General features: G+C 66.0%; 11 protein-coding genes. 7 read left to right on the plus strand and 4 right to left on the minus strand.

The annotated features are described in order from the left end of the window. The first annotated feature begins 65 nt into the window (after nt 1–65). From J2X54_RS21750 to glcF, 3 genes are read left to right on the plus strand one after another with little or no spacing between them, the layout of a single operon-like run. Nucleotides 66–1,568 carry an FAD-linked oxidase C-terminal domain-containing protein gene (locus J2X54_RS21750; protein ID WP_310183584.1) on the plus strand — a complete coding sequence of 501 codons (1,503 nt, stop codon included), beginning with the start codon at nt 66–68 and terminating at the stop codon, nt 1,566–1,568. A 10-nt stretch (nt 1,569–1,578) separates the two neighbouring features. Next, complete coding sequence (gene glcE, locus J2X54_RS21755) at nt 1,579–2,664, plus strand: glycolate oxidase subunit GlcE (RefSeq protein ID WP_404990948.1); 1,086 nt, start codon at nt 1,579–1,581, stop codon at nt 2,662–2,664. A 2-nt stretch (nt 2,665–2,666) separates the two neighbouring features. Further along, nucleotides 2,667–3,902 carry a glycolate oxidase subunit GlcF gene (gene glcF / locus J2X54_RS21760; protein WP_310183588.1) on the plus strand — a complete coding sequence of 412 codons (1,236 nt, stop codon included), beginning with the start codon at nt 2,667–2,669 and terminating at the stop codon, nt 3,900–3,902. Nucleotides 3,903–4,025: 123 nt separating this feature from the next. Here glcF and J2X54_RS21765 read toward each other — a convergent pair whose 3' ends face one another. The 4 genes from J2X54_RS21765 to J2X54_RS21780 all read right to left on the minus strand — a co-directional run bounded on the left by J2X54_RS21765 (nt 4,026) and on the right by J2X54_RS21780 (nt 9,386). Further along, nucleotides 4,026–6,509: an EAL domain-containing protein gene (locus J2X54_RS21765; RefSeq protein WP_310183590.1), complete on the minus strand. Its 2,484-nt coding sequence runs from the start codon at nt 6,507–6,509 to the stop codon at nt 4,026–4,028. Between the two features lie 198 nt (nt 6,510–6,707). After that, nucleotides 6,708–7,193, minus strand: a complete 486-nt coding sequence (locus J2X54_RS21770) for a glutathione peroxidase (protein WP_070249346.1) — start codon at nt 7,191–7,193, stop codon at nt 6,708–6,710. Between the two features lie 10 nt (nt 7,194–7,203). Next, nucleotides 7,204–8,340, minus strand: coding sequence for a PilT/PilU family type 4a pilus ATPase (locus J2X54_RS21775; RefSeq protein WP_310183594.1), 1,137 nt, complete (start codon nt 8,338–8,340; stop codon nt 7,204–7,206). Nucleotides 8,341–8,342: 2 nt separating this feature from the next. After that, nucleotides 8,343–9,386, minus strand: a complete 1,044-nt coding sequence (locus J2X54_RS21780) for a type IV pilus twitching motility protein PilT (RefSeq protein WP_070249348.1) — start codon at nt 9,384–9,386, stop codon at nt 8,343–8,345. A gap of 51 nt (nt 9,387–9,437) precedes the next feature. Between J2X54_RS21780 and J2X54_RS21785 the strand changes: the two genes are divergently transcribed. The 4 genes from J2X54_RS21785 (at nt 9,438) to J2X54_RS21800 (ending at nt 12,813) form a co-directional block, all read left to right on the plus strand. Next, nucleotides 9,438–10,142 (plus strand): YggS family pyridoxal phosphate-dependent enzyme, encoded by a 705-nt coding sequence (locus tag J2X54_RS21785; protein WP_310183599.1) that lies wholly within the window; start codon nt 9,438–9,440, stop codon nt 10,140–10,142. A 1-nt stretch (nt 10,143) separates the two neighbouring features. Next, nucleotides 10,144–10,968, plus strand: coding sequence for a pyrroline-5-carboxylate reductase (gene proC, locus J2X54_RS21790; RefSeq protein ID WP_310183602.1), 825 nt, complete (start codon nt 10,144–10,146; stop codon nt 10,966–10,968). Between the two features lie 223 nt (nt 10,969–11,191). Then, nucleotides 11,192–12,385 (plus strand): RNA ligase RtcB family protein, encoded by a 1,194-nt coding sequence (locus J2X54_RS21795; protein WP_310183605.1) that lies wholly within the window; start codon nt 11,192–11,194, stop codon nt 12,383–12,385. Then, nucleotides 12,385–12,813: a hypothetical protein gene (locus J2X54_RS21800; RefSeq protein WP_310183608.1), complete on the plus strand. Its 429-nt coding sequence runs from the start codon at nt 12,385–12,387 to the stop codon at nt 12,811–12,813. The genes J2X54_RS21795 and J2X54_RS21800 overlap by 1 nt, the downstream gene beginning before the upstream one ends. The last annotated feature ends 2 nt before the right edge of the window (nt 12,814–12,815 follow it).

Raw genomic sequence — 12,815 nt, forward strand, 5'->3', positions numbered from 1 at the left:
GAAGAATACAACAGTTCCGCTTTTATGCTTACAATCGAGGCCTGTAGTGCTACCAGGGCCCGTCCATGACTGTTGCGGTTTCTACCCGGCTTGACGATGTTACAGCCCACGACCAACTGCGTGCGCAAGTGGCCGAGGCCCTGCTGCGGGTGCTGCCCGCGCGCGCCATACTGTCCGCGCCCGAAGACACCCGCCCCTACGAATGCGACGGCCTGGCCGCCTACCGCCAGCTGCCGATGATCGTCACGCTGCCCGACAGCGAGGCGCAGGTGCTGGCCGTGCTGCGCGTGTGCCGCGAGCTCGGGGTGCCGATCGTGCCGCGCGGCGCCGGTACCGGCCTGTCCGGCGGCGCCATGCCGATTGCCGACGGCGTGGTGCTGTCCACTGCGCGCCTCAACCGCATCGTGCGGCTCGACGCCTACTCGCGCACGGCGGTCGTGCAGCCCGGCGTGCGCAATGCCGCCATTTCGGAGGCGGCTGCGCCCCATGGCCTGTACTACGCGCCCGATCCGTCGTCGCAAATCGCCTGCACCATCGGCGGCAACGTGGCGGAAAACTCGGGCGGCGTGCACTGCCTCAAATACGGCCTCACCATCCACAACGTGCTGCGCGTGCGCATGGCCACCATCACCGGCGAGATCGTCGAACTCGGTGGCGCGGCGCTCGATGCGCCCGGCCTCGATCTGCTGTCCGTGTTCATCGGCTCTGAGGGTATGCTGGGCATCGTCACCGAGGTCACCGTCAAACTGATCCCCAAGCCGGCCGTGGCGCGCGTGATCATGGCCTCGTTCGCGCAAGTGTCCGACGGCTGCCACGCGGTGGCCGCGCTGATTGCCGCTGGCATCATTCCCGCCGGCCTCGAGATGATGGACCAGACCTCGTCGCGCATGGTCGAACCGTTCGTCCACGCCGGCTACGACACCGACGCCGCCGCCATCCTGCTGTGCGAAGCCGATGGCACCGCCGAGGAAGTGGAAGAGGACATCGCCCGCATGTCGGCGGTGCTGGGCGCGGCCGGCGCGGTGGCGATTGCTGTTTCGCAGTCGGAGGCCGAGCGCTTGCGCTTCTGGTCGGGCCGCAAGAACGCGTTTCCGGCGGCCGGCCGCATCTCGCCTGACTACTACTGCATGGACGGCACCATTCCGCGCAAACGGCTGGGCGAGGTGCTGGCCGGGATCGCCGAGATGGAAACCAAATATGGGCTGCGCTGCGCCAACGTGTTCCACGCCGGCGACGGCAACCTGCATCCGCTGATCCTTTTCAACGCCAACATCGCCGACGAATTTGCGCGCGCGGAGGCCTTCGGCGCCGAGATCCTGGCGCTGTGCGTTGAAGTGGGCGGCACCATCACCGGTGAGCATGGCGTGGGCATCGAGAAGATCGATTCGATGTGCGCGCAGTTCGCGCCGGCCGAACTCGAGGCGTTTTTCGCGGTCAAGCGCGCCTTCGATCCGGCCGGGCTGCTTAACCCGGACAAGGCGATTCCCACCCTGAACCGCTGCGCGGAATTCGGCAGGATGCGCGTGCGTGGTGGCCTGCTGCCGTTTGCCCATCTGCCGCGTTTTTGACATGACGACGATGCTACCGGCCGATATCGCCAGCGCGTTTTGCACCCGCATCCGGGAAGCTACCCAAACGGGCCAGCCGCTGCGCCTGCGCGGCGGCGGCACCAAGGACTGGTATGGCGGCGAACCTGCCGGCGAAGTGCTCGATACGCGCGCCCACACCGGCGTGGTGGCGTACGAGCCGACCGAACTGGTGATCACCGCGCGCTGCGGCACGCCGCTGGCCGAGATCGAAGCGCTGCTCGAGTCCCACAACCAGATGCTGGCGTTCGAGCCGCCGCGCTTCGGCGCCGGTTCCACCATCGGCGGCGTGGTGGCTGCCGCCTTGTCCGGCCCGCGCCGCGCCACCGCCGGCGCCGTGCGCGACTTCGTGCTGGGCGCGGTGCTCATCGATGGCAGCGGCGAGGCGCTGCGCTTCGGCGGCCAGGTGATGAAGAACGTCGCCGGCTACGACGTCTCGCGCCTGCTGGCTGGCTCGCTGGGCACCCTCGGCCTGATCCTGGAGGTGTCGCTCAAGGTGCTGCCCAAGCCCGTGTGCGAAGCGAGCCTGCGCTTCGGCATGACCGAGATCGAGGCGCTGGCAAAACTCAATCAATGGGCCGGCCAGCCGCTGCCGCTGTCGGCCAGTTGCTGGCACGATGGCGTGCTGACGGTGCGGCTGTCGGGCGCGCAGGCGGCGGTGGAAGCTGCCCGGCGCGCGCTCGGTGGGCAGCCGCTCGGCGATATCGAGGCGGCAGCCTGCTGGACCGCGCTGCGCGACCAGACCGACCCATTCTTCGAGGGCCAAAATACCTTGTGGCGCCTGTCCGTGCCCTCGGCCGCCAGCGCCATCATCGTTGGCGGCCGCCAGCTGATCGAGTGGGGCGGGGCGCAGCGCTGGCTCAGGCTCGATGCTGACGCTAATGCCGCTAATGTCGCTAATGCCGCTGCGATCCGTCGCACCGTGGCGGCAGCGGGCGGCCACGCCACCCTGTACCGCGCGCAGGACAAGGCGGCCGGCGTGTTCCACCCGCTGGCGCCGGCGGTGGCCGCCATCCACCAGCGTCTCAAGGCCTCGTTCGACCCGGCCGGCATCTTCAACCCTGGACGCCTGTACTGACCATGCAAACCAACCTCGCCGATTTTATCAAGCACACGCGCGAAGGCGAGGAAGCCGAAGCGATCCTGCGCGCCTGCGTGCACTGCGGCTTTTGCACCGCCACCTGTCCCACGTACCAGCTGCTGGGCGATGAGCTCGATGGCCCGCGCGGGCGCATCTACCTGATCAAGCAGGTGCTCGAAGGCGCGCCCGTCACCGCTAAAACCCAGCTGCACCTGGACCGCTGCCTGACCTGCCGCAACTGCGAAACCACCTGTCCCTCCGGGGTGCGGTACGGGCGCCTGCTCGACATCGGCCGCCAGGTGGTCGAGCAGCGCGTGCAGCGTCCGGCCACCGAACGTTTCAAGCGCTGGTTGTTGAAGCAAGCCTTGCCGAACCAGGGCGTCTTCAAGGCGGCGCTGCGTGCGGGCCAGTTGTTCCGGCCCGTGCTGTCACCGGCTCTGCAGGACAAGATGCCGGCGCGGCAGGCCGCCGGCAAGCTGCCGGCGCGACCACACGCGCGCAAGATGCTGGCGCTGGCCGGCTGCACCCAGCCGGCCATGGCGCCCAATATCCACCTGGCCGCCGCGCGCGTGCTCGATGCGCTGGGCGTGCAGCTGATCGTCGCGCCCGAGGCCGGCTGCTGCGGCGCGCTGCGCCATCACCTGAATGACCAGCAGGCGGCGCTGAATGACATGCGCCGCAATATCGATGCGTGGTGGCCGTACGTGGAACGGCAAGAAGTTGAGGCGATCGTCATGACGGCGTCGGGCTGCGGCGCCACCGTCAAGGAATACGGCCACCTGCTGGCGCACGACGTGGACTATGCGGCCAAGGCGGCGCGTATCGCCGCGCTCACGCGCGACCTGTCCGAGGTACTGCCGCAGTTCGAGGATGCATTGCAGCGCCTGTGTACGCGCTCGACGGAGCGGGTAGCCTGGCATCCGCCGTGCACGCTGCAGCACGGCCAGCAAATACGCGGCAAGGTGGAAAGTGTGTTGCGCGCGGTGGGCGTGGACGTGGTCCTGTGCGCGGACAGCCATTTGTGCTGCGGCTCGGCCGGCACCTATTCGCTCTTGCAGCCAGAGTTGTCGCTGCAACTGCGCGACCGCAAGCTCGAGGCGCTGGCGGAAACTGGCGCCACCACCATCGTCTCGGCCAATGTCGGCTGCACGGCGCATCTGCAGTCGGGCACGCAGACGCCGGTGGTGCACTGGATCGAGCTGGTGGACCGGATGCTGGGCGAACAGCATCGTTAGGCCCGAATTCGTCATCCTCGCGCACGCGGGGATCCATAACCCCCTCGAGCCGCCCTTGTTTTGCTGGGCGCAGCGCAGCCTCAGCCGTTCTATGGATTCCCGCCTGCGCGGGAATGACGGGAGTCAGGCCAGCGGTAATAGCGACGTGGCTGGCGATTCCTCGGTCTCATGCAAACTGACGATCGGCGCCAGCCGCGCCGCTGCCTGCCACAACGGCGCGCGGGCGCCGAAGGCTGCCACCCACTCCAGCACTTCGTCCGCCGGCATCGGCCGGGCGATGCCATAGCCTTGTACCAGGTCGCAGCCCAGGCGCATCAGCATGGCGCCGTGTGCCACCGTCTCCACGCCTTCGGCGATCACCGCGCGGCCGAACGATCTGGCCAGGCCGATCACCGCGCTCACCAGGTGCAGGTCGTCGCGGTCTTCCAGCATGTTGCGCACGAAGCTCTGGTCGATTTTCAAGATGTCGGCCGGCAGCCGTTTCAGATACGACATCGACGAGTAGCCGGTGCCGAAATCGTCGAGCGCGAAGCCGATGCCCAGTGCCTGGCAATCCTGCATGATCGCGCGTACGTGGTTGATGTCGGACAGCGCCGACGACTCCAGGATTTCCAGTTCCAGCATATTCGGCGGCACGTCCGGGTACTCGGACAGGATGGCGGTGATCCGTTCGACGAAATCGGCGCGCTGGAAATGGCGCGCGGCGATGTTGACGCTGACGACCCACGCCGGATCGGTATGGCGCCATTGCTGCAACTGGCGCAGCGCCTCGCGCAGCACCCACTCGCCGATGTCGATAATCACGTCGCTGTGCTCGACGATGGGCAGGAACTCCAGCGGCGCCACGATGCCGCGCTGCGGATGCTCCCAGCGCAGCAGCGCTTCCATGCCGATGATGCGGCCGCGCCGCATGTCCAGCTTGGGCTGGTAGTACAGCCGGAACTGGTCCGCGCGCAGCGCCGCGCGCACCTCGGTGCGGCGGTTGTGGTGGGTGCGGACCTGTTCGTCGAGATCGGCGTCGAAGAAGTGGTAGCGGTTGCGGCCCGTGATCTTGGCCTGGTACAGCGCCTGGTCGGCGTGGCGCAGCAGGCTGTCGGCGCTGGCTTCGTTGCCGGTGTAGACCGCAATGCCCACGCTGGCCGACATGGCCACCGGCTTGCCGTCACAGGTGTAATCGCGCGATAGCGCTATCAGCAGCTGGTCCATGGCTTGCTCGACGTCGCCGCGACCGCGCAGCTCGGGCAGCAGCAGCACGAATTCGTCGCCGCCCAGTCGCGCCACGTAATGGCGCTGGCCCGCAAAATCGTGCAGGCGGCTGGCTGCCTGCTTGAGGATTTCGTCGCCAGTGCCCTGGCCGAGCAGGTCGTTTACCTGCTGAAAATGATCGAGGTCGAACAGGCACACCGCCAGCAGGTAGTTGTGCTCGCGCGCGCGCATGACTTCGTTCTCGAAACGCGCCGCCAGCGCGGTGCGGTTGGGCAGGCCGGTGAGGATGTCGTGGTTGCTCTGCCACGAGATTTGCTGCATCAACTGGCGCCGTTCCGTCACGTCGCGGAACACCAGCACCGAGCCCTCCACCCGGCCGTGGGCGGCGCGGATGGCGTTTGCGGTGTACTCCACCGTCATGGCGCGGCCCGAGCGGTGGCGCAGGCTCTGGTTGCCCACCTTGACCACTTCGCCGCCGGAGTAAATCGCCGCCATCGACTTGAGCAGCGAATGCTGGCCGAAGTTATTGGCCAGCACGAACACCTGGTGCAGCTCCTTCCCGCGCGCGCGCGATTCGGGCCAGCCGGTCAGCTGCTGCGCCACTTCGTTGATGGTCTCGATGCGGCCCGTGAGGTCGGTGGTGATGACGGCGTCGCCGATCGAGGCCAGCGTCACTTCGATGCGTTCTTTTTGCGCCTGCAGCTGTTCCTGCGCGCGCATAGTGCGGTCCAGCTGCCGGCTCAGGCTTTGCTCGCTGTGCTGCAGCTTGTCCACCAGGGCCTGCACCCGCTGCGCCATGTTGTTGAAAGTTTCGGCCAGCACGCGCGCTTCCAGCGTGCCGGACACCTTCATGCGGGTGGCGTAGTCGCCGCCATGAAAGCGGTTGGTGGCGGCATTGAGCTGGCGCAGCATGCGCTTGTTGGCGAAGATGATGAAGCCAAGCAGGGTGTAGATGATGATGATGTTGGTGACCGAGATTACCGCCTGCTGGCGCAGCGTATGCCATACGCCGGCCAGCGGCAGCGTCGGCTCGAAGGCCAGTTGCAGGCTGGCGGCGCCGAGGTGCACCGGGTGATGTATCGGTTGCAGCGCCTCGAACTCCTCGAACCAGTGCGGGTAGGGCGGCGGCAATGCTGGTGCGCGGCGAACGTCGAGGTGGCCGCCGGGGTAGTCGAGCGACAGCGCCGCCAGGTCGGCATTGAGCAGCAGCGCGTCGTGCAGGGCGCGATCGATCGCGGACCGGTCCGACGCCTGCACCACCGGCAGCAGGGTGTTGTGCAGGTACGTTGCCAGTTCGCTGGCGCTGCGCTGGTAGCGCGCATTGGCGCTCACGGTCTCCGACTCGAACAGCATCGAATACCGCACGACCAGCACCACCGTGATGATGACGAAAATGGGCATGAACAAGCGCGCATACACGCCCATCCGCAACCATGGCGCCAGGAGTTTTCCAAGCAGGGGCATAGGCAACGATGATGTATTAAAAGTGACCGAAACCCATTATTACTGAAAAGTTAATCGAAAGCACGGTTTGCGGAAACCGTCCCTCACAAATTTACTTATCGCAGTGTACAAATGGTTACAGCGTGGCCGCCGGTGTTACTCCGCCAGCAGCTTTTCGATGTCGGCGACGATGCTTTCCGGCTTGGTGGTGGGCGCATAGCGGGCAAACACGGTGCCGTCCTTGCGCACCAGGAACTTGGTGAAGTTCCACTTGATGCGCTCGGTGCCGAGGATGCCGGGCGCCTCGTGTTTCAGCCTGGCGAACAGCGGGTGGGCCTGGTCGCCGTTGACGTCGACCTTGGCGAACAGCGGAAACGTGACGCCGTAGTTTTTTTCGCAGAAGGCGCCGATCTCGCTGGCGCTGCCCGGCTCCTGCGCGCCGAACTGATTGCACGGAAAGCCCAGCACCGTTACGCCACGTGCGCGAAACTGCTGGTACACGGCTTCGAGGCCCTGGTACTGCGGCGTGAAGCCGCAGGCGCTGGCGGTGTTGACGATCAGGAGCACCTGGCCCTGGTACTGGCGCAGGTCCACCGGCACGCCGGCCAGGTCGTTGGCGGTGAAATCGTAGATGGAGCTCATAAGTTGGTACTCACAGGATGCCTAGTTGTCTGGCGCCGGCAGGCGGCGCCTGCTCGGGCGTGGTTTTGCTGTCGAGCTTGATAGCCAGGCGCAGGTCGTTCACCGAATCGGCGTTGCGCAGCGCGTCCTCGTACGTGATGTGGCCCGCTTCGTGCAGGTCGAACAGCGACTGGTCGAAGGTCTGCATGCCCAGTTCGCGCGACTTTTTCATCAGCTCCTTGATGTCGTGCACCTGGCCCTTGAAGATCAGGTCCGAGATCAGGGGAGTGTTGAGCAGGATTTCGATGGCCACCGCGCGCCCCGGCGCACCCTTGCGCGGCACCAGCCGCTGCGAGACCAGGCCCTTGAGGTTGAGCGACAGGTCCATCAACAGCTGCTGGCGGCGCTCCTCGGGGAAGAAGTTGATGATGCGGTCGAGCGCCTGGTTGGCGCTGTTGGCGTGCAGCGTGGCCAGGCACAGGTGACCCGTTTCTGCAAAGGCGATTGCGTGGTCCATGGTTTCGCGGTCGCGGATTTCGCCGATCTGGATCACGTCCGGCGCCTGGCGCAGTGTGTTCTTGAGCGCCGTTTCCCAGTCCTCGGTATCCACGCCCACTTCGCGCTGGGTGACGATGCAGTTGCGATGCGGGTGGACGAATTCCACCGGGTCTTCGATGGTGATGATGTGGCCGTAGCTGTTCTCGTTGCGGTAGCCGACCATGGCGGCCAGCGTGGTCGATTTGCCGGAGCCCGTGGCGCCCACCATGATCACCAGGCCGCGCTTGGCCATCACCACTTCCTTGAGCACCTCGGGCAGGCCGAGGTTTTCCAGCACCGGAATTTCACTGGTGATCGTGCGCAGCACCATGCCCACCGAGCCCATTTGCACGAAAGCCGAGACGCGGAACCGTCCCAGGTCGGGCGGACTGATGGCAAAGTTGGCTTCCTTGGTCTGCTCGAAACCGGCAGCCTGCTTGTCGTTCATGATCGACCGCGCCAGGTCGAGCGTGTGGGCGGGCGTGAGCGCTTGTGGCGCCACCGGCGTCATCTTGCCGTCGATTTTCATCGCCGGTGGAAAACCGGCGGTGATGAACAGGTCCGACCCTTTCCTCGCCAGCATATTGCGCAGCAGGTCGAACATGAATGTGGAGGCGGTGTTGGCTTCCATGGTCAGCCCGGGAAGTTTTCAGGCGTCTTGGCCGCGCTGCGCGCAGTGGCCGACGAGATCACGTTGCGCCGCACCAGGTCGGTCAGGTTCTGGTCCAGCGTCTGCATGCCGAAGTTGCTGCCGGTCTGGATCGACGAATACATCTGCGCGATCTTCGCTTCGCGGATCAGGTTGCGGATGGCCGGCGTGCCCACCATGATTTCGTGCGCAGCCACGCGGCCGCTGCCGTCCTTGGTCTTGAGCAGGGTCTGCGAGATTACCGCCTGCAGCGACTCCGACAGCATGGCCCGCACCATCTCCTTTTCCTCGGCCGGGAACACATCGACGATACGGTCGATGGTCTTGGCAGCCGACGACGTGTGCAGCGTGCCGAACACCAGGTGGCCGGTTTCTGCGGCCGACAGCGCCAGGCGGATGGTTTCCAGGTCGCGCAATTCGCCGACCAGGATGCAGTCCGGGTCTTCGCGCAGGGCCGAGCGCAGCGCGTTACTGAACGAATGCGTGTGCGGCCCGACTTCGCGCTGGTTGATCAGGCATTTTTTCGACTCGTGGACGAACTCGATCGGGTCTTCGATGGTGAGGATATGGCCATGCTCGGTTTCGTTGAGGTGGTTGACCATGGCCGCCAGCGTGGTCGATTTGCCCGAGCCGGTGGGGCCGGTCACCAGCACCAGGCCGCGCGGTTTCAGGGCGAAGTCGCCGAATATCTTTGGCGCGTTCAGGTCTTCGAGCGTGAGGATTTTCGACGGGATGGTGCGAAACACCGCAGACGCGCCGCGATCCTGGTTGAAGGCATTGACGCGGAAGCGCGACAGGCCGGGAATCTCGAACGAAAAATCGATCTCCAGGCGTTCTTCGTAGACCTTGCGCTGGCCGTCGTTCATGATGTCATAGATCATGCGGTGCACTTCCTTGTGCTCGAGCGCATCGACGTTCAGGCGCCGCACGTCGCCGTGCACACGCAGCATCGGCGGCAGCCCGGCCGAGAGGTGCAGATCCGAGGCCTTGTTCTTGACGGAGAATGCGAGAAGTTCGGAAATGTCCATTTATAATCCCTGTGCCTGACTTTAACGATTGCCTGAAGAGCCCCAATGATTATGTCCCCGATCCCCCAGAACTTGCAAGCTGTCACCGCGTCTATCGCCGCTGCCGCCACAGAAGCGGGCCGCGCCCCGGACACCGTGCAGCTGCTGGCCGTGTCCAAGACTTTCGGGCCGCAAGCCGTGCACGAGGCGGTGGCGGCCGGCCAGCGCGCCTTCGGCGAAAACTACCTGCAAGAGGGCGTGGACAAGATCCGTGCATTGAAAGACCTGGGCGCGCCGGCGCTGGAGTGGCATTTCATCGGCCCGATCCAGAGCAACAAGACCCGGCCGATTGCCGAACACTTCGACTGGGTGCACACGGTGGAGCGCGAAAAGATCGCCCAGCGCCTGTCCGAACAGCGCCCGGCCGGCCTGGCACCGCTGCAGATCTGCCTGCAGGTGAACATCAGCGGGGAGGCCAGCAAGAGTGGCGTGGCCCCGCACGAACTGGCCGCGCTGGCCCATAAGGTCGCAGCGCTGCCCAACCTCACGCTGCGCGGCCTGATGGCGATCCCCGAGCCGGCCGAGCAATTCGAACAACAACGCGCCGCGTTCGCGCAACTGCGCGCGCTGTACGACCAGCTGCGCGCCGAAGGCCTGGCGCTCGACACGCTGTCGATGGGCATGTCGTCCGACCTGCGCGCAGCCGTCGTCGAAGGCGCCACCATCGTGCGCGTTGGATCCGCCATTTTTGGTTCCCGAACTTATCCAAAGGCTTGACATGAAAATCGCATTTATCGGCGGCGGCAACATGGCCTCCGCATTGATCGCCGGCCTGGCCGGCAAACTGACCGCCGGCGCCAACATCCACGTGGTGGATCCCAATGCCGATGCACTGGAACGCCTGCGCACCCAGTACGGCGTCACTACCGCCAGCGCATCCGATGCTGCCGTATGTGCCGCCGACGTGATCGTGCTGGCCGTCAAACCGCAAAGCATGCGCGAGGTCGCCGCGCAGCTGCTGCCGCTGATCGACGCCGCGCGCCAGCCGCTGATCGTCTCGATCGCTGCCGGCATCCGCAGCGCCGATCTGTCGCGCTGGCTGGGCGGCTACGGCGCCATCGTGCGCTGCATGCCCAACACCCCCGCCCTGATCGGCATGGGCATCACCGGCATGGCCGCCACCGATGGTGTCTCGGCGCAGCAGAAGCAGGCCGCTGACGACATCCTGCGCGCAGTCGGCCCCACCGTGTGGCTGGACGACGAAGCGCAGATCGACGCCGTGACCGCCATCTCGGGCAGCGGCCCGGCCTACGTGTTCTACTTCATCGAAGCGATGCAGCAGGCGGCGGCGGAACTGGGCCTGTCCGACCAGCAGGGCACCCAGCTGGCGCTGGCCACGTTTGCCGGTGCGGCGCAACTGGCCACGCAGTCGAGCGAACCGGTCGCGCTGCTGCGCGAACGCGTCACCTCCAAGGGCGGCACCACGTATGCGGCGTTGACCAGCATGGAAGACAGCGGCGTCAAAGCGGCCATCGTCAAGGGCGCCAAGGCAGCTGCTGCGCGCGGCAAGGAACTCGGTGACGAACTGGGCGCCGCCAGCTGACCTCCACTTCCATCCACCCATTCTGAAAGGAGATCACCATGCATCACGTCGTCGCCACCACTCCTTTCCTGGGCCTGGCTGCTTACTTGCTGGACTGATCCGCTGTGCCAACCCTGGCGCGCGTTCCTCCATAAGTTCACCGACCATACCGGCAATATTACTTCTGTATTGCCGCTGTATCGCCACGCCCAATCCTCGGTTATTTTTCAGGATAGGCTCCTTCATGGGCAATTTTATTCAAGTGTTATCCGATCGTTTATCGATCATCGCGTCCGAGCGCCTGTGGCTCGAGGGCGCTGCCATACAACAGGCGCACACCACTGCCGGCCTGCCCGGCATGCGGCGCGTGGTCGGCTTGCCCGACCTGCACCCGGGACGCGGCTACCCGGTCGGCGCGGTGTTTTTCTGCGAAGGCGTGCTGTACCCGGCCCTGGTGGGCAACGACATCGGCTGCGGCATGGGCCTGTGGCAAACCGACCTGTTGGCCGGCAAGGTGCGGCTCGACAAGCTGGACAAGCAAATCGGCAACCTCGACGAACCGCTCGACGACCACGAGTGGCAGCTGCTGCACGCGCGCGATCCGCAACTGGCCGTGCACCTGGCAGCTGTCACCGGCGCGCTGGCCGATGCCGGCCTCGATACGGCCCATTTGCGATCGCTGGGCACCATCGGGCGCGGCAACCATTTCGCCGAACTGCAGGTGATCGACCGCGTGGCCTGCGCCGATACGCTGGCAACTACCGTGGTGTCGTCCAAACACCTGCAACTGCTGGTGCACAGCGGCTCGCGCGGACTGGGACAGGCCATCCTGGCCGCGCACATCGACGCGTGCTCGCACGACGGCCTGCCTGCCGGCAGCGTGGCAGCGCTCGATTACCTGCGCCGGCACGACGCCGCCGTGCGCTACGCGGAACTGAACCGCGCGGTGATCGCCGCCCGCATCGTGCATCGGTTGCGCTGCGATGCGGCGCCGGTGCTGGACGTGAACCACAACACCGTCACGTCGGCGCACATCGACGGCTGTGACGGCTGGCTGCACCGCAAGGGCGCCACGCCGTCCGACCAGGGCCTGGTGATGCTGCCAGGCTCGCGCGACGACTACAGCTACCTGCTGGCGCCGGTGACAGAGAACGGCGCGCTCAGTTTGCACTCGCTGGCGCACGGGGCGGGACGCAAGTGGCAGCGCGGCGAATGCAAGGGGCGCCTAGTCAGGCTGGCCACGCCCGCCCAGCTCAGTCGCACGGCGCTGGGCGGCCGCGTGATCTGCAACGACAAGGCGCTGATCTACGAAGAGGCGCCGCAGGCATACAAGAATGTCGAGTCGGTGCTCGGCAGCCTGCTCGGCGCGGGGCTGGTGCGCGAGGTCTATCGCAGCAAGCCGCTGCTCACCTATAAAACTCGTGGGGAGTGCTGCTGATGATCTGGCTTCAACTGAGTGCGAATACCGGACCGGCCGAGTGCTGCCTGGGCGTGGCCAAGGCCCTGCACCGGGTGCTGGCCGAGGCAGCGAAAATGGGCGTGACGGCCGGCGTGATCGAGCAGGCGGACGGCCCGGTGCCGGGCACGCTGCGCTCGATCCTGCTGCAGCTCGACGGCGACGACGGGCGGGAACTGCTGCTGGCGCGGCGCTGGCGCGGCAGCCTGCTGTGGGTGCAGCCGAGCCCTTACCGGCCGCAATGCCGACGCAAGAACTGGTTCCTGCACGGCGGGGCGTGGGCGCCGCTGGACCAGCCTGAGGATGGGGGCGAAATCCGCTACGAAGCCACCCGTGCTTCGGGGCCGGGCGGCCAGCACGTCAACAAGACCGACAGCGCCATCCGCCCACGCACGTGGCCAGCGGTTTGACG

This window comes from Duganella sp. 3397, from assembly GCF_031456625.1.
Classification (GTDB): Bacteria; Pseudomonadota; Gammaproteobacteria; order Burkholderiales; family Burkholderiaceae_D; genus Rugamonas; species Rugamonas phyllosphaerae.

What these genes read in the sequence shown, in the direction of transcription:
- J2X54_RS21780 (WP_070249348.1), bottom strand. Translation starts at nt 9,386, where the DNA reads ATGGACATTTCCGAACTTCTCGCATTCTCCGTCAAGAACAAGGCCTCG.
- J2X54_RS21795 (WP_310183605.1), top strand. Translation starts at nt 11,192, where the DNA reads ATGGGCAATTTTATTCAAGTGTTATCCGATCGTTTATCGATCATCGCG.
- J2X54_RS21785 (WP_310183599.1), top strand. Translation starts at nt 9,438, where the DNA reads ATGTCCCCGATCCCCCAGAACTTGCAAGCTGTCACCGCGTCTATCGCC.
- glcE (WP_404990948.1), top strand. Translation starts at nt 1,579, where the DNA reads ATGCTACCGGCCGATATCGCCAGCGCGTTTTGCACCCGCATCCGGGAA.
- J2X54_RS21765 (WP_310183590.1), bottom strand. Translation starts at nt 6,509, where the DNA reads ATGCCCATTTTCGTCATCATCACGGTGGTGCTGGTCGTGCGGTATTCG.
- J2X54_RS21750 (WP_310183584.1), top strand. Translation starts at nt 66, where the DNA reads ATGACTGTTGCGGTTTCTACCCGGCTTGACGATGTTACAGCCCACGAC.
- glcF (WP_310183588.1), top strand. Translation starts at nt 2,667, where the DNA reads ATGCAAACCAACCTCGCCGATTTTATCAAGCACACGCGCGAAGGCGAG.
- J2X54_RS21800 (WP_310183608.1), top strand. Translation starts at nt 12,385, where the DNA reads ATGATCTGGCTTCAACTGAGTGCGAATACCGGACCGGCCGAGTGCTGC.
- J2X54_RS21775 (WP_310183594.1), bottom strand. Translation starts at nt 8,340, where the DNA reads ATGGAAGCCAACACCGCCTCCACATTCATGTTCGACCTGCTGCGCAAT.
- proC (WP_310183602.1), top strand. Translation starts at nt 10,144, where the DNA reads ATGAAAATCGCATTTATCGGCGGCGGCAACATGGCCTCCGCATTGATC.
- J2X54_RS21770 (WP_070249346.1), bottom strand. Translation starts at nt 7,193, where the DNA reads ATGAGCTCCATCTACGATTTCACCGCCAACGACCTGGCCGGCGTGCCG.